Source organism: Enterococcus sp. AN402, assembly GCF_040719405.1.
Taxonomy (GTDB): Bacteria; Bacillota; Bacilli; order Lactobacillales; family Enterococcaceae; genus Enterococcus; species Enterococcus faecalis.
The window spans coordinates 2,272,235-2,298,271 of record NZ_JBFDTM010000004.1 but is presented as its reverse complement, the minus strand read 5'-3'; the positions used below and the strand labels follow the sequence as shown (position 1 = coordinate 2,298,271).

Below are 26,037 nucleotides of genomic sequence, written 5' to 3'. Positions count from 1 at the left end.
TACGAAGGAGTAGAGGAATTATGATGCGAGGAATGGGCAACATGCAAGGCATGATGAAACAAGTACAAAAAATGCAAAAAGAAATGGCCAAAGCGCAAGAAGCGCTAAATGAAAAAGAATTTATCGGTGAAGCAACCAATCAACTTGTGACAGCGACCTTTACTGGTGATCGCACAATGAAAGATTTGACCATTAAAGAAGACGTGGTTGATCCTGAAGACGTTGATATGTTACAAGATTTAGTCATTATGGCTGTCAACGATGCGTTAGTAAAAATTGAAAAAGAAACCGAAGCAACTTTAGGTAAATACACCAAAGGAATGCCAGGATTCTAAAAAATAAGACAAACGAAAGTATGAAAAACGTCATGCCCAAAAAATCGAACTTTTTGGGCATGACGTTTTTTCTATTTTTGTGGGAAAACTCTTTGGCAATTTTAGTAGTCGCTTCCAAAAAACTATGCTATACTAAAGCCAATTGAAGAGAAACATTTGGGGTGCTATTAGCTGAGATTATACCCATGGAACCTGAAACAGTTAGGACTGGCGCAGGGAAATGTCTTGAAATTTTGACCGATTATTGCACCCAACTACGTTTATTTGTGGTTGGGTTTTTCTGTCTTTTTCAGTCGCGCCTCCTTTTGCTTCTCGCAGAAAGGAGTTTTTTTACGTGGAAAAAAATCGAATCCACAGAGTTACGTTACTAGCTTTAATGATTGCGATGGACGTCGTATTATCGCCGTTAATGCGAATTGAGGGAATGGCCCCTATGTCCAGTGTCATGAACATTATTGCCGGAGTTTTATTAGGTCCTCTTTACGGAACGCTCATGGCACTTGTCTGCGGCTTAATCCGTATGACGTTCTTAGGTATTCCGCCATTAGCGTTAACAGGTGCCGTCTTTGGCGCGTTTTTTGCTGGTTTATTTTATCAATGGGGACAAAAATTAGGCTGGTCGATGCTAGGAGAAATTTTTGGTACAGGCATCATTGGCTCGTTATTGTCCTATCCTGTAATGGTTTGGTTTACTGGCAGTAAGCAGAATTTTTATTGGTTCATTTATACACCACGATTTATTGGTGCCACACTGATTGGTTCAGTGATTGCTTGGCTTGTCTTAGTAAAACTGAAAGAAACTCGGGTATTTAAACAAACACAGGAATTATTTTTGGGAGGGTACTTTTATGAAAACAAGCGTTAAGTTTGAAACGATTTTTCCACTGACAACGGCACCATTAATTCAGTGCATTACGAATGAAATTACGTGTGAATCTATGGCGAATGCATTACTTTATATTGATGCTAAGCCCATTATGGCAGATGATCCACGGGAATTTCCGCAGTTGTTTCAGCAAACCAGTGCTTTGGTTTTGAATTTAGGCCATTTATCACAAGAACGAGAGCAAAGCTTGTTAGCAGCTAGTGATTATGCTCGGCAAGTGAATAAACCGACCGTAGTCGATTTAGTCGGTTATGGCGCCAGTGATATTCGGAGTGAAGTCGGGGAAAAGCTGGTGCACAATCAGCCAACCGTTGTGAAAGGGAATCTTTCAGAAATGCGGACTTTTTGCCAGTTGGTGAGTCATGGCCGAGGAGTGGATGGCAGCCCTTTGGATCAAAGTGAAGAAGCAATTGAGGAGCTGATTCAAGCTTTACGTCAACAAACACAAAAGTTTCCCCAGACGGTATTTTTAGCAACAGGGATTCAAGATGTTTTGGTTAGCCAAGAGCAAGTGATTGTCTTACAAAATGGCGTTCCTGAGTTGGATTGTTTCACTGGCACGGGCGATTTAGTCGGCGCATTAGTTGCCGCTTTATTAGGTGAAGGCAACGCGCCAATGACTGCGGCAGTAGCCGCAGTGAGCTATTTTAATCTTTGCGGAGAAAAAGCCAAGACTAAGAGCCAAGGGCTGGCCGATTTTCGCCAAAATACGTTAAATCAGTTATCTCTTTTAATGAAGGAGAAGGATTGGTTTGAGGCTGTGAAAGGACGAGTGCTATGAGAGAGCAATTGAAAGTTTATTTGGTGACAGGCCGGTATGATTTTAGTGATACTGAATTTTTAAAACGAATTGAAACTGCTTGTCGCAGTGGAGTGACATTGGTCCAACTGCGCGAAAAGGAAGTGTCAACACGGCGCTTTTACGAATTAGCAGTGAAAGTTAAAGCGGTAACAGATGCGTATCAGATTCCGTTGATTATTAATGATCGTGTCGATATTTGCTTGGCAGTGGATGCGGCAGGTGTGCATATAGGGGATGATGAATTACCGGTTGCTCTTGTGCGAAAACTGGTTGGGTCCACAAAAATCGTAGGTGTTTCAGCCAAAACGGTGGCACGAGGAGTTGAAGCGGAAAACGAGGGCGCCGATTATTTAGGCGTGGGCGCAATTTTCCCCACAACGACTAAGGACAGTCCGTTAACTTCTTTGCAGACACTTTCTGAAATTGCTGCAGCAGTCACGATTCCTGTTGTAGCGATTGGTGGAATCAAAGAAGAAAATATAGAACAACTTATGGGAACGGGAGTGGCTGGTGTTTCACTGGTCAGTGAAATTATGCTGGCTGAACAGATAACCGAGAAAGTTCAAGGGTTGATGCGTGTAACGGAGCGAATGTTGGAGGCGAGAAAATGACCGAATATAATTTGACTCCACAAGTAGTCACGATTGCTGGTTCTGATTCTGGTGGGGGAGCTGGCATGCAAGCAGATTTAAAAACATTTCAAGCGCGGCAGGCATTTGGCTTAAATATTGTCATTGCATTGACGGCACAAAATACGTATGGCGTGCAAGAAAGTTTGCCGATTCCTAGTTCATTTATTGATGCACAATTCCAATCACTGGCGGCTGATTTTAAAATTGGGGCAGCGAAAACGGGGATGTTAGCAGATAGTGAGCGTGTCGAAGCTGTTGTTCGCAATTTGCAGAAAGTTGATTTTGGTCCGTTGATTGTCGATCCTGTAATGGTGGCTAAAGGTGGACATCATTTGTTAGAAGCCGAGGCAGTTCAAACGATTAAAGAGCAACTGTTGCCATTAGCAACGGTCGTGACACCTAATTTACCAGAAGCGGAAGTTTTACTAGAGACGACCATCAAGACAGAACAAGAAATGCAGACCGCAGCAAAAAAATTACAGCAATTGGGCACAAAAAATATTATTATGAAAGGCGGACATAGCACAAATCAACAAGCGGCTGATTATGTGTTAATGGAAGACGGTTCGAGCTTTTGGCTAAGTGCACCACGAATTGTAACGAAAAATACTCATGGAACAGGAGATACTTTTTCAGCGTGTATCGCAGCCGAATTAGCAAAAGGTACGCCGTTAGAAGCGGCGATTGTGATTGGCAAACAGTTTATACAAGGGGCCATTAGCCAAGCAATTTCTGTTGGACATGGCCACGGACCTACTAATCATTGGGCCCAATTAACGCAAGATATTCAAGTTATTAAAGCATAAGAAGAGCCTGGGGAAAAATCTAAAATGATTTTTCCCCAGGCTTTAAATAGCTTAAAGTTCCCTCTTAATATAGTTTATAAACGTTTTGTTCACTAATCTTCACATTTTAAATAAATTTCTTGGCCTTGTTCTTGCAAATGAGCCACGTGGGATTCTCCCCAATTACATAAGTTATCTAAGACAGCAGAGAGGCTTTGACCATAATCGCTTAAATAATATTCGACTTTTGGTGGAACTTGGTTGTAAACTTTCCGCTCGATAATGTTGTCTTCTTCGAGTTCCCGTAATTGTTGTGTCAGCATTTTTTGACTAATGCCAGTAATACCGCGTTTTAAATCGCTGGGGCGCATGGCGCCGTGCCGTAAATTACACAGAATAATTGGTTTCCATTTACCGCCAATAACATCCATCGTTGCTTCGACACCAATCGCATATGTACGAGTTTCCAAAAAACATTCCTCCTTAATAGGTTGATAATAACCAAAAGTTACTAAAAGGTACCTATGATACAAAAAAGTAGGTACTTATCAAAATTTCAATCTTAGTATATAGTAATTTTTGTTGAAATTCAAATGTTTTTTAGGAGGAAGAGAATGGAAAAGAAAATTTCACCAAATTTAACGCTCTTTGCATTAGCTATCAATGCTTTCGCAATCGGTTCAACAGAATTTATTAGTGTGGGTTTATTACCAATGATTGTTAAAAGTTTTCATATTAGTCTTTCCCAAGCAGGTTTGACTGTTTCTTTGTACGCTTTAGGTGTGACGATTGGGGCGCCGTTATTAACAATTTTGACAGGAAAATGGAATCGTCGCTCATTAATGCTGGGGATTATGCTTCTTTTCATTAGTGGGAATTTAATTGCTGCGTTTGCGCCAACGTTTATTATTTTATTGGTAGGGCGGATACTTTCTGCATTGGCGCATGGCATTTTCATGTCTGTTTCGACTGTCATCGCCGCAGATGTTGTGCCGCCATCACGTCGTGCCAGCGCCATTGCTATTATGTTTACGGGCTTAACGGTTGCAACAGTGACTGGCGTACCTTTAGGGACGTTTATTGGGCAACAAACAGCTTGGCATATGTCCTTTCTTTTTATAGCCAGTATTGGCTTGGTGGGACTGATTGCTAGTTATTTTTTAGTTCCCAAAAATTTACCGATACCAGGGAAGGTTGACATAAAAGGAATCACGCGGATTTTTACGAACAAACCCCTCGTTTTCTCTTTTCTAATTACTGCTTTTGGTTATGGTGGAACGTTTGCTGCATATACGTACTTGTCACCGTTATTGGAAAATTTAGGCTTTTCAGCCAACGCGGTAGTGATTATTTTAGTTGTTTATGGCGTAATGGTCGCAATTGGCAATACAGTAGGTGGTCACTGGGCAAATAAAAAACCTTTAGATTCGTTAGTAAAAATGTTTAGCTTATTAATTCTGTCCTTAGTCTTTTTATTCATTACTGTTTTAATGGATAACAGTCTTCTAGGCTTATTAGCAAGTTTGATGTTGGGCCTATTTGCCTTTATGAATGTACCTGGTTTACAACTATATGTTGTAGAATTAGCGGAAAAGTATGTTCCAGAAGATATCACTTTGGCCTCAGCTTTTAATATTGCAGCCTTTAATATTGGGATTACCGTCGGCTCAATGACAGGTGGGGTGGTCACAGATCATTTATCAGTAACATATACACCGATTTTTGGTGGTTTTATCGTGCTAATTGCTGTCTTGTTCGTACTTTATATTCGGAAGCAAGAAGAACAAAAAAACAACTATCTTTAGAAAACTAAAAAAAGCAGCTGGTCACTATGGAACTGACCAGCTGCTTTTTTTTTAAGCTTTTTTGCGGAAATAATTCCAGCAAGCAATTAAAACAATTACTAATAAGGTTAACAAGAAAATCAGAGAAATGAGGGAGCCCATCGTTGTCCCCTGAGCAAAATTATCTGCGTGGTCTTGAGCGATATTAATAATCGTCGCTACAATGGCCGTCGCAATAGCGCCAGAAAATTGTTGAAGTGTATTAAATAACGTATTGCCGTCGCCAAAATCTTTCTCCTCTAACAAGCTCATACCAGTCGTCATCATATTACTGTATGCAAAACCTAGACCAATCATATAGGTAACATGTCCAGTGACGAATCCTAATAAAACAGGCATCTCTAGTAAAATTGTTAAAGCTAGCCAACCGATTGTCGCCAAACTTAAGCCAAATAATATAGGTTTTTTAGCGCCGTATTGATCCAACACTCGTCCAGAAAGTGGTGCCAAAATGGCCCCGACTGTAGCACCTGGCAGCATGACTAGCCCAGCTACAAACGCATTTTTTCCAAGGACGATTTGAACAAAGTTTGGTAAGACAAAGGAAATACCTAACAATAAGAATTGACAAACTAAAAAGCCACATAAAAATAAAACAAAGGCGGGATTTTTTAAAATTGTCAAACGAACTAGTGGCTGTTCAGCGGTTGTTGCTCGTTTATAAAAAATAACAAAGCCAATAACGGCTGCCAGAAGTGAAAGCCAGCCAAACAATGTACCAATTTTACTTAAAAACATCAACAAACCACTAAATAACAGGGCAATACCAATTAAACTAACCAAATCAAGAGTGGTGGTTTTTTTAACAGGTATTTCTGGAATAGCAGATAATCCCATAAACAAAGAAAGCAGTAAAATAGGAATTAAGAATAAAAAGATGGCGTGCCAAGATAGGGAAGATGTTAAGATTCCACCATACGTTGGACCAATGGCTGGAGCAATTGAAGTGGTCAATGTGCCTACCCCCATCATCGTTCCTCGTTTTTCTAGCGGGGTAAAGTTCAAAATAATATGAAACATCAGTGGCAAAGCAATCCCAGTGCTAGCCCCTTGGAAGAGTCGGCCTAATAACAAGATACTGAAAGATGGCGAATAGACATCAATCGCTAAACCAATCAAAAAGAAAAGATTCGCAACAATAAATAAGCGTCTTAATGAATAGGTTTTTAATAAATAATTGGATAAGGGCACCATGATAGAAATAACTAATAAATAAATCGTTGTCACCCACTGCACGGTACCGGTGGAAACACCAAATTCCTTTGTTAATGTCGGAAAGGTTACATTCATTGCTGTTTCAATTAATACGCCAGCAAAAGACATAATTCCTGTCGCTAAAACGGCAGGGAATAATCGTACGTTTTTTTGTTCCATTTAATCACCTCTATAGTTTTCATTTTTTCGTAAAAAAATAGAAGCAGTTTCTATAAGAATAGAAACCGCCTCTCTCTCGACACGCAACTTGCGTGTTATCTGTACGATTTGTTTACATGTTGCATTGTAAACAGTTTTTAGGCAATCGTCAAGCAGAAAATAATTAACGTTGCATGAAGAAACTAATAATTGCAAAAATAGCAATGTGAGCTGGATAGAAAATATAAAAGAAATTCCGCATGCCACGGCCTTTTTCACCATTATAAAGAACAATTGGAATCGCTGCTAAAATCATCATCCATTGGTGGTTCACCCCGAATAGTTCTTGGAAATTATAGCTGGCTGCTGAAATCAACGCAACAACGCCAATCGCTGAAATTTGTAACCACTTTTTGCCATGGAATAAATAAAAAGCCACGGCCAAGAGAACAAATAAAAACCCACCTTCTGTCATCATTAGTGATGGCACAATCAGATTGAAAAGTTGGAAACCAATTAAGATAGCAGGGTTGCTTAATATGTCTGGAGAACTAAAAACAACGAGAGGTAGAGCACTGATTAATAAAGGCACAATAAACCAAAGAAGCCCTTTACCAATTTTTTTTTGTTTAAAATAGTCCATAGACTGCATGTAGACCGTACCTAAAAATAACGTCCCAAAAATATTATTGATAATTAAGCCACCTGTTGAAAAATACGCATTTAAAATGCCATTCAGAATCCCCATAATCCAGAAGCCTAACAATAACCGGAACATGTATTTTCGCCGATTGCTTGTGTGAATGAAGCCTTCAGAACTTTCAAATAAGAAAATAGGTGCAGCAATTCGTCCAATCCATCCGAACCAACCAGGCACGCCTAAAAAACTAAAAAATTGCAATAGATGGTCAAAGACCATTGAAATAACCCCAATGACTTTCAAATGAAAGCCAGTTAATGTTTTACCCATAGTATAAACGCCTCTCTTTCATAAAGAACAATATAACAAAGTTCAGAAAAACCAACCATTTATTTGCCTAACAGTTATCTTACAAAATTGTTTGATTTCTTCAGCTTTTGATGAAAGAAAAAAGTGCCAAGACTAGTTTTTATAGTTATTCTATGCTATAGTAAAAGTACATTTTAATAAAAAACATTTGGGGTGCTGTTATGGCTGAGATGATACCCATTGAACCTGATGCAGTTAGTACTGTCGCAGGGAAATGCCGATTTACTTTGATTTTTCACGCACTCATTCTGTCCTAGGATGAGTGTGTTTTCTTTTATCAGGGTTTATTTAAGTCACTCCTTTTGCTTTTTGTTAAGAGAAAGGAGTTTTTTTATTGAAAAAATGGTCATTGCAACAAGTCGTCTTACTCGCTTTTTTAGCCTTTTTGTTTGGCGGTGTTTTTATGGGGGCAGGGTTCCTCTATGCGTTATTGAATGCTGCGCTGTTACCATTAGGACTGAGTCCATTTGCCAATGAGCTTTTATTTGGAATGTGGACCATGGTGGCACCAATTGCAGCGATGCTGATTCCACGAGCGGGAAGTGCTGTTTTGGCGGAAGTTTTAGCCGCTTTGGCAGAAATGCTTTATGGTTCGTATTTCGGACCTAGTGTATTAATTTCTGGTGTGATTCAAGGTCTAGGTAGTGAAAGTGGCTTTTTTGTGACACGCTACAAACGGTACGATACACTAACGTTATTTTATAGTGCGATTGGGACGACTATTTTTAGTTATGTGTATGAATACTTTAAGTTTGGTTATGGCAATTACGGTCTGGGGATGAACATTGCTTTAATTAGCGTTCGGTTCGTTTCTATTTGTTTCTTTGGTATTTTCTTAACGAAAGTTATTTTACGAATGTATCAGTCTGCGCAAGGGTTAGCTGTGAAGGCAAAATGAATAGTATCCAATTAAAAGCTGTGTCCTTTTCACGAGAACAACCCTTGTTTGAAAAGACAAATTTAGCAATTCCTCAAGGAACGTTTTCCTTATTAATTGGCGATAGTGGTAGTGGAAAATCAACGCTCTTACGATTGATTGCCGGATTTGCTTCGCTTGACTATCAAGGAGAAATTTTGATTGAAGGAATGGAACGCCGACAATTATCAACTCGTGAAAAGGCGCAAAAAATTGGCATGCTGTTTCAAAACCCCAGTCAACAATTTACAATGAAAACCTTGGAACGAGAACTGATTTTTGCTTTAGAAAATTTAGGAATCTCGCCTGAAGAAATGAACCGAAAAATCCAAACAGCGCTTCAACTTGTTCAGACTCAAACCTTATTCACACGAGAATTAGCGACGTTATCTGGTGGTGAAAAACAAAAAGCGGCGTTGACAGTTCTGCTAGCAATGAACCCAGATATTCTTTTATTAGATGAACCTTTTGCAAGTATTGATCCAACCTCTCGAAAACAATTTATTCAAATTTTAGCAAGACTCCATCAAGCAGGCAAAACGATTTTGGTGTGCGACCACGATTTCAACGATTACGCTGATGTTGTGGACCAAGTCGTCACGTTGAAAAACGGCCAGTTTGAAAAACAACCGTTGACGTTTATCAAAACAAAACCGCAGACATTTCAGCTCACAAATTCTGTGGTAAAACAACCAATGCTCCAATTGAAAAATTTTCGTTTGTCTCAGGGAAAACGAGTGCTACTTGAAGAAAAAGAAGCGCTTTTGTTTAAAGGAATTACCACGTTGACGGGGCCAAATGGGGCGGGAAAATCCACCTTATTAAAAGCCATCGTTCAGAGACAAAAATATCAAGGAAAAATGTTCTTGGCGGGCCGCCGCTTGCGGGCTTCAAAAAAATTGTATCAACACATGACATTAGCGGTGCAACAAGCCAATCGTCAGTTTGTCACGTTGACTTTACGAGAAGAGCTTTTGTTTGGTCAGAACATGACAGCAGAAAAAAGAAGAAAACAAGAGGAAGCCTTAACTTTTTTAGGTTTAAAAGAAAAACTAGAGCACAGTGTTTTTCAACTAAGTGAAGGGCAAAAAAAGATGGTGCAATTAATTAGTTTGCTGAGCTTAGATTTGGACTGTTTACTTTTAGATGAACCTTTTGCTGGATTAGATGAGCGAGCATGCAATTATTTTGTTGAATGGATCAAAGAAAAAAGTGCGCAACAAGATTTTCTAATCGTCACGCATCGGCTAGAACCTCTCTCTGGCGTGAGCAATTACCGAATAGAATTGCTGCAGCAACAACTGATTATCTGGCAGGAGGGAACCACATGCAAATAAAGCAAACAAATGCAGCAATTTATGCTTCTTTGATTCTTATTTTGACCTTTGAATTATCTTTTTCTCAGTCAATTTTGGCAAATTTGGCGGTTTTTATGGGTTGTGTCATTTTTTTAATAGGCCAGCGAAAATCCCGCTTACTGCTTTGGTTATTTTTCTTGCCACTTTTACCAGCAATCGGGACGTTTTGGTCTATTTATTTGCATGGTACGAGTAGTCAACAAGCCTGGCTTTTGTTTAGTCGAACGTATGCCTTTGCCGGTTTAGGACTAGCTTTTGCTGTAGGCGTTGATTTTGAAGAATTATTGTTGTTATTGGAACAAAAGGGGCTAGCACCAAACTTTGTTTATGGAATTTTAGTGGTGGTTCACGCCTTACCGGAAGTGAAAAGAGAAATTAATGATTTAAAAGAAGCAAGCCTACTCCGTGGCAAAACGTTTCATTTTTGGTCGCCGATGCTTTATGTTAAAACACTGCTCGTTGCTGTTTCTTGGCGAGATAAATATACGGAAGCAATGTCTGCCCATGGCTATGAAGAAGGAGCCACCAGAAGTCGAAAAGAGCATTTTGTGTCAGCAAAAGTCAGTCTTGGGCTTGCTATTTTGATCATCATTTTTACAAATTTGTTTATTTTTCTAACGTAAAGGAGAAACCTATGACATTTACAGAACAAGCCAAAGATCAAGCGCAAGCTTCTTGGCAAGGAAGTTTTCAGCATCCTTTTATCACAGAGTTACATGAAGGAACCTTGAGTCCAATGATTTTTCGCTACTATTTAATTCAAGATCATTACTATTTAAAACACTTTAGTCAACTTTATCGCTTGATTGCGGCACAAACGCAACAACCTCGATTGAAAAAATTACTCTTAACAAATGCGGAAAATCTCGCGTTGGGCGAATTAGCTATTCGTGAAACTTTTTTTGAAGAACTAGCGATTACGGAAGAAGAAGTTGCAGCGACACCGATTGCACCAACCGCTTATCACTATGTTTCTCATATGTATCGCCAACTTATTGAAGGAACGCCTAAGACGGCCGCAGCAAGTATGTTGCCTTGTTCTTGGCTCTATCAAGAAATTGGTGCACAGTTAGTCAAACAACACTCACCAGAGCCACTGTACCAACGTTGGATTGAAACCTATGCTGGGGAGGAAGCGTACCAACACGTCCAAGAGGAACGCCAACTGTTAGACCAATTATATGAAGAAAGTTCACCACAAGAACAAGCAGCTATGATCACCGCTTTTGTTATCAGCAGTGAGATGGAATACGCTTTTTGGGAAATGGCCTATACACACGAAACCTGGATTGGTTAATACAAAAGCAAGTCGTTTAGTGCTCGTAACTAACGACTTGTTTTTGTATTAGAAAGCAGTAATTGTCAGTTGCTTTTTTGACAGGGCGTGATAAGATATTCAGTGACGCAAAATCTGTTATAACTCGTTTAGTAATAACAGAAACGCCTTGCTAAGAAAGGACTGTAGAAGCCTCATGAATTATCCAGAACCGATTGCAAAATTGATTGAAAGTTATATGAAATTACCAGGAATTGGTCAAAAAACAGCGACACGGCTTGCTTTTTATACAATTGATATGAAAGAAGAAGATGCTAATGCTTTTGCAAAAGCGCTAATTAGTGTCAAGAGAGATCTCCATTTCTGTAGTATTTGCGGAAATATTACTGAAGAAGATCCTTGTGAAATTTGCCAAGATAAAAATCGTGACCGTAGTATTATTTTAGTAGTGGAAGAACCAAAAGACGTTATGGCAATGGAAAAAATGCGTGAATATCAAGGCTTGTATCACGTACTCCACGGGGTTCTTTCACCGATGGAAGGAACAGGACCAGAAGATATTAATATTGCCTCTTTGATCAAACGATTGCACGATGATGAAGTGAAAGAGGTCATTATAGCAACCAACGCTACCACTGAAGGAGAAGCGACGGCGATGTATTTATCACGGCTCATTAAACCAGCTGGAATCACCGTTACTCGTTTGGCACACGGCTTGTCTGTCGGCAGCGATATTGAATATGCAGACGAAATAACCTTGCTAAAAGCAGTCGAAGGACGTCGAGAAATTTAAAAGAAACATCGTTGGAAAAAGAAGTTGAAATCGAAGTAGGTCGTTTCTGTGAGAAAATGTCGCAGTTCAAGCTTTCCCGTACTTCTTTTTCAGTTTCTTTTTTTCAGCGGATGCATCACTTTAAATAGGACATAAGGATTTCAATTAGACTGATAGAGCAAGATGAAGTATAATAGATACAAGTAAAAATTGATTGGAGTTTTCGCACGTGCAGGGTATTTTTATCACATTTGAAGGTCCAGATGGCGCTGGCAAAACCAGTGTTTTGAAGGAAGTTTCTGAAAGATTAGCTAAAGAGTCAAAACGAAAAATTGTCACTACAAGAGAACCAGGCGGCATACCGATTGCCGAAAAGATTCGAACAGTTATTTTAGATCCAAGAAATGACAGAATGGATGAGCGAACAGAAGCTTTACTTTACGCAGCTGCTCGTCGTCAACATTTAGTGGAAAAAATCTTGCCAGCTTTGGAAGCAGGTCATTTAGTCCTATGTGATCGTTTTGTTGACAGCTCATTAGCCTACCAAGGCGCTGGGCGTAGAATTGGGATTGCCCCCATTGCTTCAATTAATGCGTTTGCGACAGAAGGTGTCTCACCAGATTTTACAATTTATTTAGACGTTGACTCAGATACTGGCTTACGGCGGATTCAAGAAAATCGAACACAGCAAATTGATCGCTTAGATTCAGAAGGATTAGAATTTCATCAACGTGTTCGTCATGAATATTTGAAATTAGCAGAAGAAAATCCACAACGTATCAAAAAGATTGATGCACGGATGAGTTTAGAACTTGTCGTAGAAGCAACGTATCAGGCGATTATTGAACGTTATCCAGAAAACTTTTAATTATAGGAAGGTGTAGACCATGAAGATTATTTTAGCCATTGTACAAGACAAAGATAGTAACCGATTAGCCAACGAATTTATTGATGCCAATATTCGTGCTACAAAATTATCCTCAACAGGTGGATTCTTAAAAGCGGGAAACAGCACATTTATTATTGGGATTGATGATGAACGTGTCGACGAAACATTAGCTTTAATTAAAGAAACATGTCAATCAAGAAAACAATATGTTTCAACACCTGTGACTTTAGATATCACAATGGATGGCCAAATTCCTTATCCTGTGGAAGTTGAAGTAGGCGGCGCTACTTGCTTCGTCTTACCAGTTGAAGGATTCCATCAATATTAAGATGAATGAAGCACAACAGCTACAGCAAATGCAACCTTTGCTGTACAAGCAACTCCAAAAAAGTTTTGAGCATGGTCGTCTTGCCCATGCTTATCTTTTTGAAGGAGATACAGGAACTGGAAAACAAGAATTTGGCTTATGGATGGCGAAACATGTCTTTTGTACGAATTTAGTAAATCAACAGCCTTGTAACGAATGCCATAATTGTGTGCGGATTAATGAAAATGAACATCCAGATGTTTTAAGAATTGCGCCAGATGGGCAAACCATCAAAGTGAACCAAATCCGTGAATTAAAAGCGGAGTTTTCTAAAAGTGGGGTCGAGACTGCTAAAAAAGTTTTCTTAATTCAAGAAGCAGATAAAATGAGTACCGGCGCAGCCAATAGTCTCTTAAAATTTTTAGAAGAACCAGAAGGACAAATTTTAGCTATTTTAGAAACCACTTCGCTTTCTCGAATTTTACCAACGATTCAATCACGATGCCAAACCTTACATTTTCAACCATTAGTCAAAAAAACATTAATTGATCGCTTAATCAAACAGGGGATTGGTGAAAAGACTGCAACCCTTTTAGCTGAGCTGACAAATAGTTTTGAGAAAGCAGTTGAAATCTCTCAAGATGAATGGTTTAATGAAGCTAGGGAAATCATTTTGCAATGGTTTAATTATCTAAAAAGTAATGATTTACAGGCGTTTATCTACGTTCAGAAGAAAATGGTCAAAGTATTTAAGGAAAAAGAACAACAAGCGCTTAGCTTTGACTTGCTCATGGTTTATTACCGTCAATTATTGGAAGAAAGTGTTGCGACACAGCAAGCCAAAAAAGTAACGGAAGAGCAGGCGGAACGGTTGGCGCTAATTTTGAAAGCACGCCAAAAATGGACTGCCAATGTTAGTTGGCAAAATGTTTGTGAACAATTAGTTATCCAAATGATTCACCCTAAATCATAAAGGAAAAAAGTGCCAAGTGGCATTCAGTTTCATAATATAGTAGGAACTTAGTTGTTTCAGCAAGTTTCTTAACCGATTGAAGCGACGTTCACTTGAACTAGATTAGGAGGAATAAAATGGTAGAAGTAGTAGGAGTTCGCTTCCGTGAAGCCGGTCATATCTATTATTTTGCTCCTGGAAAATCTGAGTATATTTATAATGAGAAAGTACTCGTTGAATCTCAACAGTCAAAACAATTAGCTACTGTTGCTATTCCTAAAAAAACAGTCGATTCAGACGATTTACCAGAGGACCTAAAACCCATTTTAAATAAAGCAACAGCCAATGATTTAGAAAAAGAACAAAAAAATTTGGCTGATGCAGAAGCTGCCAAAAGCATTGCCAATGAAAAAATTCGAGCTCATGACTTAAAAATGAAATTAGTGCGAGTAGAATATACCTTCGATCGTAGCAAAATGATTTTTTACTTTACGGCAGATGGGCGAATTGATTTTCGTGAATTAGTCAAAGACTTAGCGGCTATTTTCCGGACGCGAATTGAGTTACGTCAAATTGGTGTCCGAGATGAAGCGAAAATATTAGGTGGCATTGGCCCTTGTGGCAGACAACTATGTTGCTCAACATTTCTAGGAGATTTTATGCCAGTTTCAATCAAAATGGCTAAAGATCAAGGGTTATCTTTAAATCCTGTCAAAATTTCGGGATTATGTGGCCGCTTAATGTGTTGTTTGAAATATGAAAACGACGAATATGAAGCCGCTAAAAAAGAATTACCAGATTATGGAAAAGAAGTAATAACACCAGATGGCAAAGGCAAAGTCGTCGGGTTGAATCTATTAAGTCGGATTGTCAAAGTTCGTCTGCATGGTCGTGAAATCGCAGCGGATTATGATTACGAAGAAATCAAAGAAGCTACTGCGAAAGTTGCTGCTGAAAAAGGTGATCAAAATGGATAAACGTTCGCTCTATGATGGATTAAATTCGTTGGAAACTGATTTAGACAGTTCCGTGACACAATTAAGAGAAATTAAAGCAGCACTCCATGAGTTGGTAGAAAAAAATACCACGTTGGAAATCGAAAACCAACGCTTACGGGAGCATCTCCAAGAACTGAATAAGTTAGCAGGAAATACAACTGAAACTGAAAAACAAGAGCTATCAAAATCACGTATGAATTTGGAAAAACTTTATGAAGAGGGCTTCCATGTCTGTAATATTTTATATGGTTCAAGACGTGAAAATGATGAAGAATGTGCCTTTTGTCTTGATGTTATTTATGGGGAACGTACGCGTTAAGTCTAGTGGACACTGCAAATAAAAAGGAAAGGTTTGGTTTGACAGTCAATCGATTGTCAAATCAAACCTTTATCTATTTATAGAACGAAAAAGGAAAATGAGGGATGCGCTATGCAAAAACAGAAAAGTTTTGATAAGCAAACAACAAAAGGAAAATTGTATCTTGTCCCAACACCGATCGGCAATTTAGAAGATATGAGTATTCGTTGTTTAAACATATTGAAAGAAGCAACGGTAATTGCTAGTGAGGACACAAGAAACACACAAAAATTGCTAAATCATTTTGAGATTACAACACCACAAATTAGTTTACACGAACATAATTACAAAGAGCGAATTCCTCAACTGATTACACGATTGCTGAATGGTGAAACGATTGCCCAAGTTAGCGATGCAGGTATGCCTTCAATTAGTGATCCTGGCCATGAATTGGTTACAGCATGTCTTGAAGAAGAACTGGCAGTGATTGCCTTGCCAGGACCTACGGCAGGAATGACCGCTTTGATTGCCTCGGGTCTTTTACCACAGCCATTTACGTTTTATGGTTTTTTACCAAGAAAGAAAAAAGAACAGAAAGACGTGTTATCAGCATTAAAAGAAGAGCGGCCGACACAGATTTTTTATGAGTCCCCCTATCGGATTGCTAAAACGGTCGCAACGTTTGCTGAAGTCTATGGTCAAGAACGTCCCGCTGTGATTTGTCGAGAATTAACGAAACTTCATGAAGAGTATTTGCGTGGTACCTTAGGAGAACTAACAGAATATTTAGCAGAAAATACGCTAAAAGGCGAGTGTTGTTTATTAGTTAGCGGATTTACTGGTGAGAAAGAGACAATAGCAGCAATGCCAGCTATTTCCCTCAAAGAACATGTACAAGTTTTAATGGAGGAAGAGGGACGGAGTTCAAAAGAGGCAATCAAAGAAGTGGCCAAATTGAGAAATGTAAAAAAACAAGAAGTATATAAAGAATATCATTCCATTTAAAAAAGGAGAGAAACATGAGTAATTTATTGCGAGCAGAAGGCGTGTCTTATCAAGTAAATGGTCGTAGCATTCTTTCTGATATTGATTTGTCATTTGAAACAGGCAGCAATACAACAATTGTTGGTCCTTCAGGTAGCGGGAAAAGTACATTTTTAAAAATTATATCTTCATTATTAAGTCCTACAGAAGGCGAAATTTTTTATCAAGAAGCGCCAATTACTACAATACCAATCGAAACATACCGCCAAAAGGTTTCTTATTGTTTTCAGCAGCCAACTTTATTTGGTGAAACCGTGTATGATAATTTATTATTTCCATTTACCGTCAGACAAGAAGCGTTTAATCAGGAAAAAGTCGTGGCATTGCTCCAACAAGTGAAATTGCCCGCTGCTTATCTTGAAAAGAAAATAGCCGAACTCTCTGGTGGTGAGCGACAACGGGTTGCTTTGCTACGAAACATTATTTTTGTACCAGATGTTTTATTATTAGACGAAGTTACAACGGGATTAGATGAAGAAAGCAAACAGATTGTCAATCAATTGTTAAACCAATTAAACAAAGAGCAAGGAGTCACGCTGGTTCGTGTCACGCATGATACCGAAGAAATTCAGCAAGCACAGCAAGTGATTCGTATTGTAGCAGGAAAGGTGGCGCCGACAGATGGATTTAGCAGTTAATAATTTATCCTTATTTTTTTCAGCCATGCTAGTGGTGGTCGCATTAATTATTAGTACTAAAGAAAAATTAGGTTTTACCAAAGATATTATTATTAGTGTGATTCGAGCAGTCATTCAATTAGTCGCAGTCGGCTATTTATTAAAATATGTTTTTCAAGTCAATAACCTGATTTTAACGCTCATCATGGTTTTGGTGATTGTTTCCAACGCAGCCTTTAATGCAAAAAAACGCAGCCAGCAATTACAAAAGGGCTTTTTGATTTCTTTCATTGCGATTGGTTGTAGTACAGGAATTACCATTGGTATTTTGATTTTTTCTGGTTCTATTAAATTTATTCCTTCTCAAATCATTCCTATCAGTGGGATGATTGCCAGCAATTCGATGGTGGCAATTGGTTTATGCTATCGCAATTTAGATACTCTTTTTCAAAACCAACGGCAAGCGGTAATGGAGAAACTAGCATTAGGTGCAACTATCAAACTCGCCTCTTTACCAATCATCCAACAAAGTGTGAAAACCGGGATGGCGCCGACGATTGATTCTGCCAAAACTGTCGGAATTGTTAGTTTGCCTGGGATGATGTCAGGCTTGATTTTTGCGGGCGTTGATCCGGTCCATGCGATAAAATATCAGATTATGGTGACTTTTATGTTGCTATCAGCAACAAGTATTGGTTCAGTGATTGCAACTTATCTTGCCTATAAAGGCTACTATAATCAACAAAAACAATTGGTCGTTTAATTAAAAAGCTGGAAATCTGTGTTTATAACTTCACGGATTTTCAGCTTTTTCTGGTTGAAATAAAGAAGTTTCAATCTCCAATTGTCAAATTAAGTGCAACACTTTATCGTAAAAAGGTCATAATTATTCTCTTTTTGTTTCTTTCATTACCAAAGTTTAGTAAAATGAAAGTAGCTTAAATTTCAAGTGAAATAAATTTAATAAAGGAGAACCATTATGAAAGGAAAGATTGTTTCAAGTACGAGTTCAGCCCAAAGTGCTGTCTCAAAGTTGACTGGTATCAACGAACATTTAGAAGCCCCAAAGGTGACCTTTTCAGGAAGTACAGTTTCAGGAATGACCAAAGGCAAACAAGTAAATGCTCAAGCTTTAACAAACTTAACAGATTTAGCCAATTGTGTCTGGAAACAAGCCGAGAAATTCCCCCAAATTGCTGAAAAAATTACTTATCGTGACCAACAATCTGCAAAGCAGTTTGGAGGTGACAAATAGATATGAGTGAAAAAGAGAGAAACGATGAACTCCACGCCACAATCACAAGAAAAATTGCCCAAGTGGAAGAACAGGAAGAGACGTTACGCCGTGAAGAACGTCAGCAAATGGAACAATTAGAGCGCACGGTTCAAGAATTAAAAAGAGAAGAAGCTAAGTACACGGATATTTTTCAACAACTACATTCATTAGGTGATGAAGACGCTCAGAAAATGAGCGATTTTTTGCAAGCGGTTACTCGTGATGTTAGAAATTCCTGTCAGAGTCAGCAACAGACACTTGTTCAACACTATCGCTCATTAAAACTGAAATTAGCTGATGACCGTGAAGCGTTGTTCAGAGAGCGAGGGCAAATGCCATGGTAAGATATGTTCGAGCAGATTCGCAAGCGCTGGTTTCAAGTATGAAAACCACAATTCAACAAGCACGGGAATTGACCATAAAGTTAAATCAAGGCAGTCAACATTTGGTTCAGTCAGTGGATGGCAAACAACTTTCAGGAGCTGCGTATACCGCTGGTAAAGGACTTTTTGAACAAGTCATTATTCCCACAATCAAACGAGCTGATCAAGCCATTCAATCGTTAGAACAGGATTTAGCAAGATATCGTCATGCTGAAATGGCGGTGGAACGCTGGTCGCTGATTGATTCAGAACTGCAACAAGAATTGATTCGTTCGCTACAACGTCAGCTTCGAACCATTGATTATCAAATTGACATGGCGAGACAATTGGAATCTTCTTTGATTGGCGAACTGGCGAAACCGCTTCTTTACGCCATTCATATGGACACACAACGTCTCCATAATGCCAAAGTTGCCTTACTGGACAAGTTGAGAGAAGCCGAACAAAAGCTAAATGGACTCAAACAATTTGACCATCAAACCGCTTTGCTTTTTGAAAATAGTTTACAACAATTGAAAATCGTGACACAATCCATTCAAATACTTAATGGTACCAAAGTGGATTCAGCCACAGGAAAGTATACATTACCAGTTGGTTTTGATCATTCTTGGTTTACTTCCGTGAAAAAACAAAGTGTCACTGATGAACAGAAACAAATTGCGTTAACCAAAGGTATGGTTGAGTTAAACTTGCCTGTAGAAGCCCAGAAATATTATCAAGAGATTATGCAGGAAGCGTTAAAAAACGTTCCTGTGAAGCAATGGGACAAAGCCATTCAAGAACTGAATCAGCTGTTATTGTTTGATGATAAAGGCAACATTTTACGAGTGATGCCGGTTAATTTTGGTGCAGGTAATGGCGTGATTATCCTGAAAAATGGCAAGAATGACAAGGAATTGACCGAGCAAGCCAACAAAGAACTAGACAAAAAACAATGGGAATCATTGAATGACTCATTGTTGCAACTGGCAACAGGCGTAGTGACAACTTTAACTGGCTTAGGGATTACTGGTTTGGACTTGGTAGGCACGTATTTCTCTGGCGGAACGCTGGCAGCTGTTGGTGTCAGCCAAGCAGGAATGGTGGCGGGTGCCACAACTATGGGCGCAGGAGCCATTACTGTCACAGACGCTATTCGGAAAATGGGTGTGGCGACTTCTTCGGTGAGCTATAGCTTTGCACGGAATTATGGACAGCAGCATAAAGATTTGAAACCGAATAATGAATACAAATCAGGGGAACATGATTATGGGTATAAGACAGATGAGTTGGGAAGGGTTTCAAATGCAGATGCTAACTTGAAACTCAAGACACATCAAGGTAGAAAACGACACAATCCGAATACACCAGATAAACAACCTGATGACCATGCGGGACATATTTTTGCAGATATGTTTGGCGGTTCTCCAGAATTAAACAATCTATTGTCGCAAGCTAAAAACGTAAATTTGAAAGAATATGGACGATTAGAACGAATCTGGAAGAAGGCGCTCCAGGAAGGAAAAGAAGTATTTGTAAAAGTGAAAATTAATTATGAAGGAAATTCTTTCAGACCATCAACATATAAAATTGATTACAAAATTGATGGTAATTGGACCAATGAAATTATAAAAAATACAAATTAATTTTAGGAGAATATATATGACTAAAATATTCGAAGATAAAATAACAGATTTACAAGTTGATATGGTTGATAGTGCCTTTCAGTACATTGAAGGAAGAGCTGATAAAATTTATTTATATGCTTCGATTGAAGAAGGAGTACTTTCTTTTAATGTATTTTATCAAATTAACAATAAAATTGTTTTTATGAGTAAAGTAAACGATGCTCTTGAAAACAATGAAAAAAAATATGATGTATCTGATGATGAACAATTAGCCACTTTAGATGCAGGATTAGAATGTTTGCAGAAGCTAGAAAGAGTATTTGAAAAATATGATAAACCTGTTCCTACCCAATTTAAGTTAGTATATGATATAAAAAGTGAACATTTAAAAATGGAATATAAATATGATTTACAGTATTCTAACACTGATGATCTTCATAGTTCAGATATTTTCATGGCTTGGTATGAGGAAGTAAAAAAAGAGGTAGAAAATCCACCATTGGAATTTGGATTTGAATAGAATTTCATTTTTTCTATTTCGATATTTAAAATATTTTTTTATTTAATCGAATAAAAAACTCTCTTTCAGTCAAACTAAAAGAGAGTTTTTTGATGTAAAATGATATTTTTTAGTACTTATTTCGTAGTTTTATAAAATGTTAAATTTTATTATTTTTAATCTAATGTAACGAAACAGGCTCTTCCTTTTGCACCAATAACTGTGTTGGCTTCCCAATGATCTAAGTTCTTTCTATTCTCAGCTTCAAGTGGATACTCATGTATTGTAGGAGTATCATTGAATTTTCCACGGCCTTCCTCTAATCGTTTGCTTCTAGTTTTTCCTTTTCGTCTAAGTTTTCTACGAATACCACGACTGTCTTTAGTGAATCCTTTATTAAACAAACCACGATAAATGGAATGGTAAATAGTATTGTAGCTAATCGTTGTATGTTTTTCCATTTTAATTCTATTCGCTATTTGTTCAGGAGACCATTGATCTTCTAGGAAAAGTTTACAAACCGTTTCTTTAAGCGGAGAAGTATCCAAGACACGTTTTCTACCACATTTTTGTTTGTTTTTTTGATAAGTTTTCTGCGCTAAAGAAGGAGAATACGGTTTTATTTTTGCGGAATGTCGTTTAATTTCCCTCGTAACTGTTGAGGGCGACCATTTGATTAACCGACCTATTTTTCTGAAAGAAAAACCAAAACTATGATATAAAAATATTATCTCTCGCTTTTGTGTAGTAAGATGTGTATATAAATTCCTAGATAAAATTCCCCCAAATGCTCGTGTTAGTCTACACCATTAGACAAGAATTTTATCTATGATTTTTGTGTTGCACTTAAATTGTAAATCTGTTATTTGAAAAAGAACGGACGTTCGTATATAATGGAGGGAGGAGGCGAATCAAAATGATGAGCGAATTACGTTTTCCCTTAAAAAAAGATACGTCGAGAAAAATTATACATATAGATATGGACGCGTTTTTTGCTTCAGTTGAAGAACGAGATCATCCAGAGCTAGTAGGACATCCGTTAGTTATTGCGCGCCATCCAAGTGATACTGGGGGCAAAGGAGTGGTGACCACAGCGAATTATATTGCTCGACAGTACGGTATTCACTCGGCTATGAGTGCTCAAAAGGCGTATGAACTATGTCCAAGTGCCATTTTTAAGCCAGGTAATTATCAGAAATATAGTGAAATTTCTCAAGAAATCCGTGAAATTTTTCGCCGCTATACAGATGTGATTGAACCGGTATCTATTGACGAAGCGTATTTAGATGTAACTGAAAATAAGGTCAACAGTAAGTCGGCTATTAAAATTGCGAAAATGATCCAATATGATATTTGGCATGAATTGCAGTTAACTTGCTCGGCAGGTGTTAGTTACAATAAGTTTTTAGCCAAGTTAGCATCAGATTTCCAGAAACCAAAGGGCCTGACGGTTGTCTTACCAGAAGAGGCCGAAGATTTTTTGAAAGCATTACCGATTGAAGATTTTCACGGAATCGGCAAAAAAACAGTGCCTAAAATGCATGAACTAGGGATTTTTACTGGAGCAGATTTATACAAGCAAGATGAGATGACGTTGATTCGGTTATTCGGTAAAATGGGTTATTCATTGTATCGTAAAGTCCGTGGTATCCATGATGCGCCAGTTCAAGTGACTAGAGATCGTAAGTCGGTAGGCAAGGAACATACTTACGGCACCCCTTTAACGACGGAAGAGCAGGTTACGGCTCAATTGAGACAATTAGCAGCAGGTGTTGAGCATGCATTGCAACGAGTGCAAAAACATGGCAAAACAGTAGTCCTGAAAGTTCGTTATACTGACTATACGACGATTACGAAACGTGTGACATTACCTGAATATATTTCTAAAAAAGAAGACCTTTTCTATCAAGCGAATTTAATTTGGGAAGATATTTTAGGTTTAGAACAAGGAATCCGTTTATTAGGCATTACTTTAACGAATTTAGATCCACTAGCGTATGAAAACATTGTTTTACCTTTATGGGAAAAAAGTTAGCCCTTTAGACACATCCTCAAGAGATGGCTAAAGGGCTAACTTTTTTAAATTGATTTTTTGATTTGTTCATAAGACGTTTCGGCGTCATGACATTTTTCCCAAATAACAGCTTTGCCAGCAGCAAGTGATTTGGGTACATCAATAATCCGTTGATTACTACTGCCACGAAATTGTAAATTTAAATTACGTTTTGCCAGTTCAAAGCGCCCATCAACTAAAATGTCAATTGAATGGAGTAGTTCAAGCTTATCAGGCGTTTCTAAAAGTAGTTCTTCAAAGGTATACCCAGACCAAGACCAGATATCTTTGGCTGAGCCAAATGTTTCCCGCACACGTTTGACTACACTAAGACAAACATCTGTATTCAGAAAAGGTTCACCACCCAAAAGAGTCAAACCTTGGACATAGTCATGGGACAAATCTTCAATAATTTGATTCATTAAAGATTCTGTAAACGGCGTACCGTAATTGAAATTTTGGACAGCTTTGTTAAAACAACCTTCACAAGCAAAGAGACAGCCACTCACATATAAACTATTGCGTACACCTTCGCCATCAACAAAGTTGAACGCTTTGTAATCGGCAATCTTTTTTTGGCTGTAGTCTTCGGTTTTCCATTCTTGTGGTTTCGGATTACGCATCAGCAAAACTTCTTTCTATAGAATAATCGAGTTTAATTTTTTAAATGTTTAACACGAGAGGAAATTTCTTTGTGACGACCATGTACCATTGGGCGAGCTTGCGGGTTACCTAAATAACCACAAGTCCGTTTAACGACATCACAAGTCTTAGGATCATGATTGCCACATTCTGGACATTCAAAGCCACGTTCAGTTGGATGGAAGTCCCCTTCAAAACCACAGGCATAACAATGATCAATTGGCGTATTGGTTCCTAAATAGCCAACTTTGTCATAAGCGTAATCCCAGACAGCTTCAAGTGCTTTGGGATTTTGCTGTAACATGGGGTATTCACAGTAGTGGATAAAACCACCAGAACAGTATTTTGGATAATCCTTTTCAAAATCAAGTTTTTCAAAAGGCGTTGGATTTTTGCGTACATCATAATGGAAACTATTTGTGTAATATTCTTTATCTGTAATATTTTCGACGATGCCAAATTTTTCAGTATCTAAACGGCAAAAACGGTCAGTCAAGCTTTCGCTCGGTGTAGAGTAGACACTAAAATGATAGCCGTATTCATTGCCCCAGTTGTCGGCATTTTTTTTCAGTTCTTTTAAAATATCCAGTGTAAAGTTTTTGGCCTCTTGATTGTCCTCCCAAGCACCGCCGTAAAAGGCAGAAGCCACTTCATACAAGCCAATATAGCCAAGTGAAACCGTGGCACGTTTGTTTTTAAACAGTTCATCTACGGCATCCTGTGTAGCTAAACGTTTTCCAAATGCACCATACATGTATAAAATCGGCGCATTCGCTGGTTTAGCTTCTTTAACACGTTCAACCCGATAAACCAAAGCATCTTTAACGATCGCCAAACGTTCATTTAAAATTTGCCAGAACTTTTCTTGGCTTCCTTGCGCTTCTAAAGCGATTCTTGGTAAGTTCAAGGTCACAACGCCTAAATTCATTCGGCCAACATTTACTTCTTCACCTTGTTCGTCTTTCCAGCCTTGTAAAAAGGAACGACAGCCCATTGGTACCTTAAAACTACCTGTTAGTTCAACGATTTTATCATAGTTTAAAACATCAGGATACATGCGTTTCGTTGCGCATTCCAGTGCCAGTTGTTTAATATCGTAGTTTGGATCAGTAGGTTGCGCATTGACGCCGCGCTTAATTGTGAAAATCAGTTTTGGGAAAATAGCTGTTCGTTTTTCAATCCCTAAACCATTAATTCGGATTTGTAAAATCGCCCGTTGAATTTCTCGCTCAAACCAGTTGGTACCTAAACCAAATCCCAGAGAAGTAAAAGGGGTTTGTCCATTGGAAGTAAATAAGGTATTAATTTCATACTCAAGACTTTGCATGGCATCAAAAATATCTTTTTTCGTTTTCTTCCGAGCGAATGCTTTTTGGCGTTCTTCTCCTTCAATCCATTCTTGCGCATCTGCTAAATGTTTTTCATAATTACGTTCCGCAAAAGGCGCTAATAATTCATCAATCCGATCGGCAGAGCAACCACCATATTGACTGGAAGCTACATTGGCAATAATTTGAGAAATTTGTGCAGTGGCCGTTTGAATTGATTTTGGTGATTCGACATCAGCGTTCCCAATTTTAAAGCCATTGTTTAGCATGCCTTTAAAATCAATTAAACAGCAGTTTGTCATGGGAGTATATGGATGATAATCTAAATCGTGGTAATGAATGTCGCCTTTTTGATGGGCATTAGCCACGTGTGAAGGCAACATCTTTAAACCAATTGATTTTCCAACAATCCCAGCGGTTAGATCACGTTGCGTATTAAAAACGTCACTGTCTTTGTTGGCATTTTCGTTCACGACAGTCTGATCTTTATTAATTAATTTGCCGATAGATACATTAATATCAGTCGCTTTACTACGCTCAAAATCACGTTGGGTTCTGTAATGAATGTATTCTTCGGCTAAGGCATATTCGTTGTTGGATAGCAGAGTATGTTCCACAATATTTTGAATTTCATAAATTTTTACGTTATTGGTAAAACGTTCGGCAATTTCTCGATTGACATCGGCAACAATCGATTGGACTTTTTGATGTGTCAAAGGAGTGACTTGGTCATGTATTTTTTGTTCAGCTTTGATCAAAGCATCGTATATTTTTTGATCATCGAAAGTCACTAAACGACCATCTCGTTTGACGACTTTAATTGTTGAGAGATTAACATCCTCGGCTTTTTCATCAGTAATCTTCATCATTTTATCCAGCTCCTTATATCTCGTTAGTAACTATCCTAATACAAAGGTCGGCTAAATTCAATCGATATATTGCGTATTTTTAGTAAAATATCACTAGACAAACACTATATATTGTGCTTGTGCTGTTTTGAAAAAATATGAAAACAAATGAAGAAAAGGATTGAGCAAATTTTTTTGCGTGAAAAAAATTCTTTGTCCAAATTAAAAAACAGCAAAGAGTTTTTTGCCAAATTGCTAAAAGCAACACTAAAAAATAACAATTATTAAATAATAATTGTTTGCGGATTTATTCACGAAATGCCAATTA

General features: G+C 38.2%; 29 protein-coding genes, 1 pseudogene and 2 riboswitches. Of the genes and pseudogenes, 24 read left to right on the top strand and 6 right to left on the bottom strand.

The genetic code is table 11. From position 1 onward, the window contains the following. The first annotated feature begins 20 nt into the window (after positions 1 to 20). The 5 genes from AB1I62_RS12505 to thiD all read left to right on the top strand — a co-directional run bounded on the left by AB1I62_RS12505 (position 21) and on the right by thiD (position 3,461). Positions 21 to 335, top strand: a complete 315-nt coding sequence (locus tag AB1I62_RS12505) for a YbaB/EbfC family nucleoid-associated protein (RefSeq protein WP_002382484.1) — start codon at positions 21 to 23, stop codon at positions 333 to 335. Between the two features lie 147 nt (positions 336 to 482). Further along, a riboswitch (TPP riboswitch) is annotated at positions 483 to 571 on the top strand. 140 nt (positions 572 to 711) lie between these two features. After that, positions 712 to 1,200 (top strand): energy coupling factor transporter S component ThiW, encoded by a 489-nt coding sequence (gene thiW / locus AB1I62_RS12500; RefSeq protein WP_002356342.1) that lies wholly within the window; start codon positions 712 to 714, stop codon positions 1,198 to 1,200. Further along, complete coding sequence (locus AB1I62_RS12495; protein WP_002359422.1) at positions 1,184 to 2,002, top strand: hydroxyethylthiazole kinase; 819 nt, start codon at positions 1,184 to 1,186, stop codon at positions 2,000 to 2,002. The genes thiW and AB1I62_RS12495 overlap by 17 nt, the downstream gene beginning before the upstream one ends. Next, positions 1,999 to 2,634 (top strand): thiamine phosphate synthase, encoded by a 636-nt coding sequence (gene thiE / locus AB1I62_RS12490; RefSeq protein ID WP_002368794.1) that lies wholly within the window; start codon positions 1,999 to 2,001, stop codon positions 2,632 to 2,634. Before AB1I62_RS12495 ends, thiE begins: the two co-directional genes overlap by 4 nt. Then, the gene (gene thiD / locus AB1I62_RS12485; protein ID WP_002381400.1) at positions 2,631 to 3,461 is read left to right on the top strand and encodes a bifunctional hydroxymethylpyrimidine kinase/phosphomethylpyrimidine kinase; all 831 of its coding nucleotides are present in this window, start codon (positions 2,631 to 2,633) and stop codon (positions 3,459 to 3,461) included. Before thiE ends, thiD begins: the two co-directional genes overlap by 4 nt. 92 nt (positions 3,462 to 3,553) lie before the next feature. On the opposite strand, the gene AB1I62_RS12480 is transcribed toward thiD, so the two are convergent. Continuing rightward, complete coding sequence (locus AB1I62_RS12480; RefSeq protein ID WP_002356348.1) at positions 3,554 to 3,910, bottom strand: helix-turn-helix domain-containing protein; 357 nt, start codon at positions 3,908 to 3,910, stop codon at positions 3,554 to 3,556. Positions 3,911 to 4,054: 144 nt separating this feature from the next. Here AB1I62_RS12480 and AB1I62_RS12475 point away from each other — a divergent pair, with 144 nt between their 5' ends. Continuing rightward, positions 4,055 to 5,245 carry an MFS transporter gene (locus AB1I62_RS12475; RefSeq protein ID WP_010706833.1) on the top strand — a complete coding sequence of 397 codons (1,191 nt, stop codon included), beginning with the start codon at positions 4,055 to 4,057 and terminating at the stop codon, positions 5,243 to 5,245. 51 nt (positions 5,246 to 5,296) lie between these two features. On the opposite strand, the gene AB1I62_RS12470 is transcribed toward AB1I62_RS12475, so the two are convergent. Both AB1I62_RS12470 and AB1I62_RS12465 read right to left on the bottom strand, forming a co-directional pair. Then, entirely contained in the window at positions 5,297 to 6,658 is a 1,362-nt protein-coding gene (locus tag AB1I62_RS12470) for an MFS transporter (RefSeq protein WP_104859540.1), read from the bottom strand. 163 nt (positions 6,659 to 6,821) lie between these two features. Further along, the gene (locus AB1I62_RS12465) at positions 6,822 to 7,607 is read right to left on the bottom strand and encodes a TraX family protein (RefSeq protein ID WP_104859541.1); all 786 of its coding nucleotides are present in this window, start codon (positions 7,605 to 7,607) and stop codon (positions 6,822 to 6,824) included. Positions 7,608 to 7,785: 178 nt separating this feature from the next. Continuing rightward, positions 7,786 to 7,876: riboswitch (TPP riboswitch) on the top strand. 104 nt (positions 7,877 to 7,980) lie between these two features. Between AB1I62_RS12465 and AB1I62_RS12460 the strand changes: the two genes are divergently transcribed. The 17 genes from AB1I62_RS12460 to AB1I62_RS12380 all read left to right on the top strand — a co-directional run bounded on the left by AB1I62_RS12460 (position 7,981) and on the right by AB1I62_RS12380 (position 20,859). Beyond that, positions 7,981 to 8,544, top strand: a complete 564-nt coding sequence (locus AB1I62_RS12460) for an ECF transporter S component (protein ID WP_002359429.1) — start codon at positions 7,981 to 7,983, stop codon at positions 8,542 to 8,544. Then, positions 8,541 to 9,899 (top strand): ABC transporter ATP-binding protein, encoded by a 1,359-nt coding sequence (locus tag AB1I62_RS12455; protein ID WP_104874906.1) that lies wholly within the window; start codon positions 8,541 to 8,543, stop codon positions 9,897 to 9,899. The genes AB1I62_RS12460 and AB1I62_RS12455 overlap by 4 nt, the downstream gene beginning before the upstream one ends. Then, positions 9,890 to 10,543, top strand: a complete 654-nt coding sequence (locus AB1I62_RS12450) for a CbiQ family ECF transporter T component (protein ID WP_002362491.1) — start codon at positions 9,890 to 9,892, stop codon at positions 10,541 to 10,543. Before AB1I62_RS12455 ends, AB1I62_RS12450 begins: the two co-directional genes overlap by 10 nt. An 11-nt stretch (positions 10,544 to 10,554) precedes the next feature. Further along, a complete protein-coding gene (tenA, locus tag AB1I62_RS12445) occupies positions 10,555 to 11,217 on the top strand; it encodes a thiaminase II (RefSeq protein WP_048737859.1) in 663 nt (220 codons plus the stop codon). A 175-nt stretch (positions 11,218 to 11,392) separates the two neighbouring features. Beyond that, a complete protein-coding gene (recR, locus tag AB1I62_RS12440) occupies positions 11,393 to 11,989 on the top strand; it encodes a recombination mediator RecR (protein WP_002356363.1) in 597 nt (198 codons plus the stop codon). A 208-nt stretch (positions 11,990 to 12,197) separates the two neighbouring features. Then, the gene (tmk, locus tag AB1I62_RS12435) at positions 12,198 to 12,836 is read left to right on the top strand and encodes a dTMP kinase (RefSeq protein ID WP_002356366.1); all 639 of its coding nucleotides are present in this window, start codon (positions 12,198 to 12,200) and stop codon (positions 12,834 to 12,836) included. 19 nt (positions 12,837 to 12,855) lie between these two features. Then, on the top strand, positions 12,856 to 13,185 hold the full coding sequence (locus AB1I62_RS12430; RefSeq protein ID WP_002356367.1) for a cyclic-di-AMP receptor: 330 nt from the start codon (positions 12,856 to 12,858) through the stop codon (positions 13,183 to 13,185). A gap of 1 nt (position 13,186) precedes the next feature. Further along, positions 13,187 to 14,137 (top strand): DNA polymerase III subunit delta', encoded by a 951-nt coding sequence (gene holB, locus AB1I62_RS12425; protein ID WP_002384059.1) that lies wholly within the window; start codon positions 13,187 to 13,189, stop codon positions 14,135 to 14,137. Positions 14,138 to 14,253: 116 nt separating this feature from the next. After that, positions 14,254 to 15,093: a stage 0 sporulation family protein gene (locus tag AB1I62_RS12420; protein WP_002356371.1), complete on the top strand. Its 840-nt coding sequence runs from the start codon at positions 14,254 to 14,256 to the stop codon at positions 15,091 to 15,093. Next, the gene (locus AB1I62_RS12415; RefSeq protein ID WP_002356372.1) at positions 15,086 to 15,433 is read left to right on the top strand and encodes a DNA replication initiation control protein YabA; all 348 of its coding nucleotides are present in this window, start codon (positions 15,086 to 15,088) and stop codon (positions 15,431 to 15,433) included. Before AB1I62_RS12420 ends, AB1I62_RS12415 begins: the two co-directional genes overlap by 8 nt. A 111-nt stretch (positions 15,434 to 15,544) precedes the next feature. Then, positions 15,545 to 16,417, top strand: coding sequence for a 16S rRNA (cytidine(1402)-2'-O)-methyltransferase (gene rsmI / locus AB1I62_RS12410; protein WP_002359438.1), 873 nt, complete (start codon positions 15,545 to 15,547; stop codon positions 16,415 to 16,417). Positions 16,418 to 16,431: 14 nt separating this feature from the next. Further along, a complete protein-coding gene (locus AB1I62_RS12405; protein ID WP_048737860.1) occupies positions 16,432 to 17,094 on the top strand; it encodes an ATP-binding cassette domain-containing protein in 663 nt (220 codons plus the stop codon). Next, the gene (fetB, locus tag AB1I62_RS12400; protein WP_002356377.1) at positions 17,078 to 17,836 is read left to right on the top strand and encodes an iron export ABC transporter permease subunit FetB; all 759 of its coding nucleotides are present in this window, start codon (positions 17,078 to 17,080) and stop codon (positions 17,834 to 17,836) included. Before AB1I62_RS12405 ends, fetB begins: the two co-directional genes overlap by 17 nt. 216 nt (positions 17,837 to 18,052) lie before the next feature. Continuing rightward, entirely contained in the window at positions 18,053 to 18,328 is a 276-nt protein-coding gene (locus tag AB1I62_RS12395) for a TIGR04197 family type VII secretion effector (RefSeq protein WP_010712771.1), read from the top strand. 2 nt (positions 18,329 to 18,330) lie between these two features. Further along, on the top strand, positions 18,331 to 18,693 hold the full coding sequence (locus tag AB1I62_RS12390) for a hypothetical protein (protein ID WP_010712770.1): 363 nt from the start codon (positions 18,331 to 18,333) through the stop codon (positions 18,691 to 18,693). Then, complete coding sequence (locus AB1I62_RS12385) at positions 18,687 to 20,357, top strand: DNA/RNA non-specific endonuclease (RefSeq protein WP_048737863.1); 1,671 nt, start codon at positions 18,687 to 18,689, stop codon at positions 20,355 to 20,357. The genes AB1I62_RS12390 and AB1I62_RS12385 overlap by 7 nt, the downstream gene beginning before the upstream one ends. Positions 20,358 to 20,373: 16 nt before the next feature. Next, positions 20,374 to 20,859 carry an immunity protein YezG family protein gene (locus tag AB1I62_RS12380; RefSeq protein WP_048737865.1) on the top strand — a complete coding sequence of 162 codons (486 nt, stop codon included), beginning with the start codon at positions 20,374 to 20,376 and terminating at the stop codon, positions 20,857 to 20,859. A gap of 161 nt (positions 20,860 to 21,020) precedes the next feature. Here the strand turns inward: AB1I62_RS12380 and AB1I62_RS12375 are convergent. Then, positions 21,021 to 21,617 (bottom strand): annotated as a pseudogene (locus tag AB1I62_RS12375) (IS30 family transposase); the annotation flags it as partial. A 140-nt stretch (positions 21,618 to 21,757) separates the two neighbouring features. Between AB1I62_RS12375 and dinB the strand changes: the two are divergent. Next, a complete protein-coding gene (dinB, locus tag AB1I62_RS12370) occupies positions 21,758 to 22,873 on the top strand; it encodes a DNA polymerase IV (RefSeq protein ID WP_289876407.1) in 1,116 nt (371 codons plus the stop codon). 44 nt (positions 22,874 to 22,917) lie between these two features. Here dinB and nrdG read toward each other — a convergent pair whose 3' ends face one another. Together nrdG and nrdD are read right to left on the bottom strand one after the other, a co-directional pair. Then, positions 22,918 to 23,514, bottom strand: coding sequence for an anaerobic ribonucleoside-triphosphate reductase activating protein (gene nrdG, locus AB1I62_RS12365; RefSeq protein WP_002356379.1), 597 nt, complete (start codon positions 23,512 to 23,514; stop codon positions 22,918 to 22,920). 32 nt (positions 23,515 to 23,546) lie between these two features. Further along, positions 23,547 to 25,730, bottom strand: a complete 2,184-nt coding sequence (gene nrdD / locus AB1I62_RS12360; protein WP_002385686.1) for an anaerobic ribonucleoside-triphosphate reductase — start codon at positions 25,728 to 25,730, stop codon at positions 23,547 to 23,549. Positions 25,731 to 26,037 lie beyond the last annotated feature (307 nt).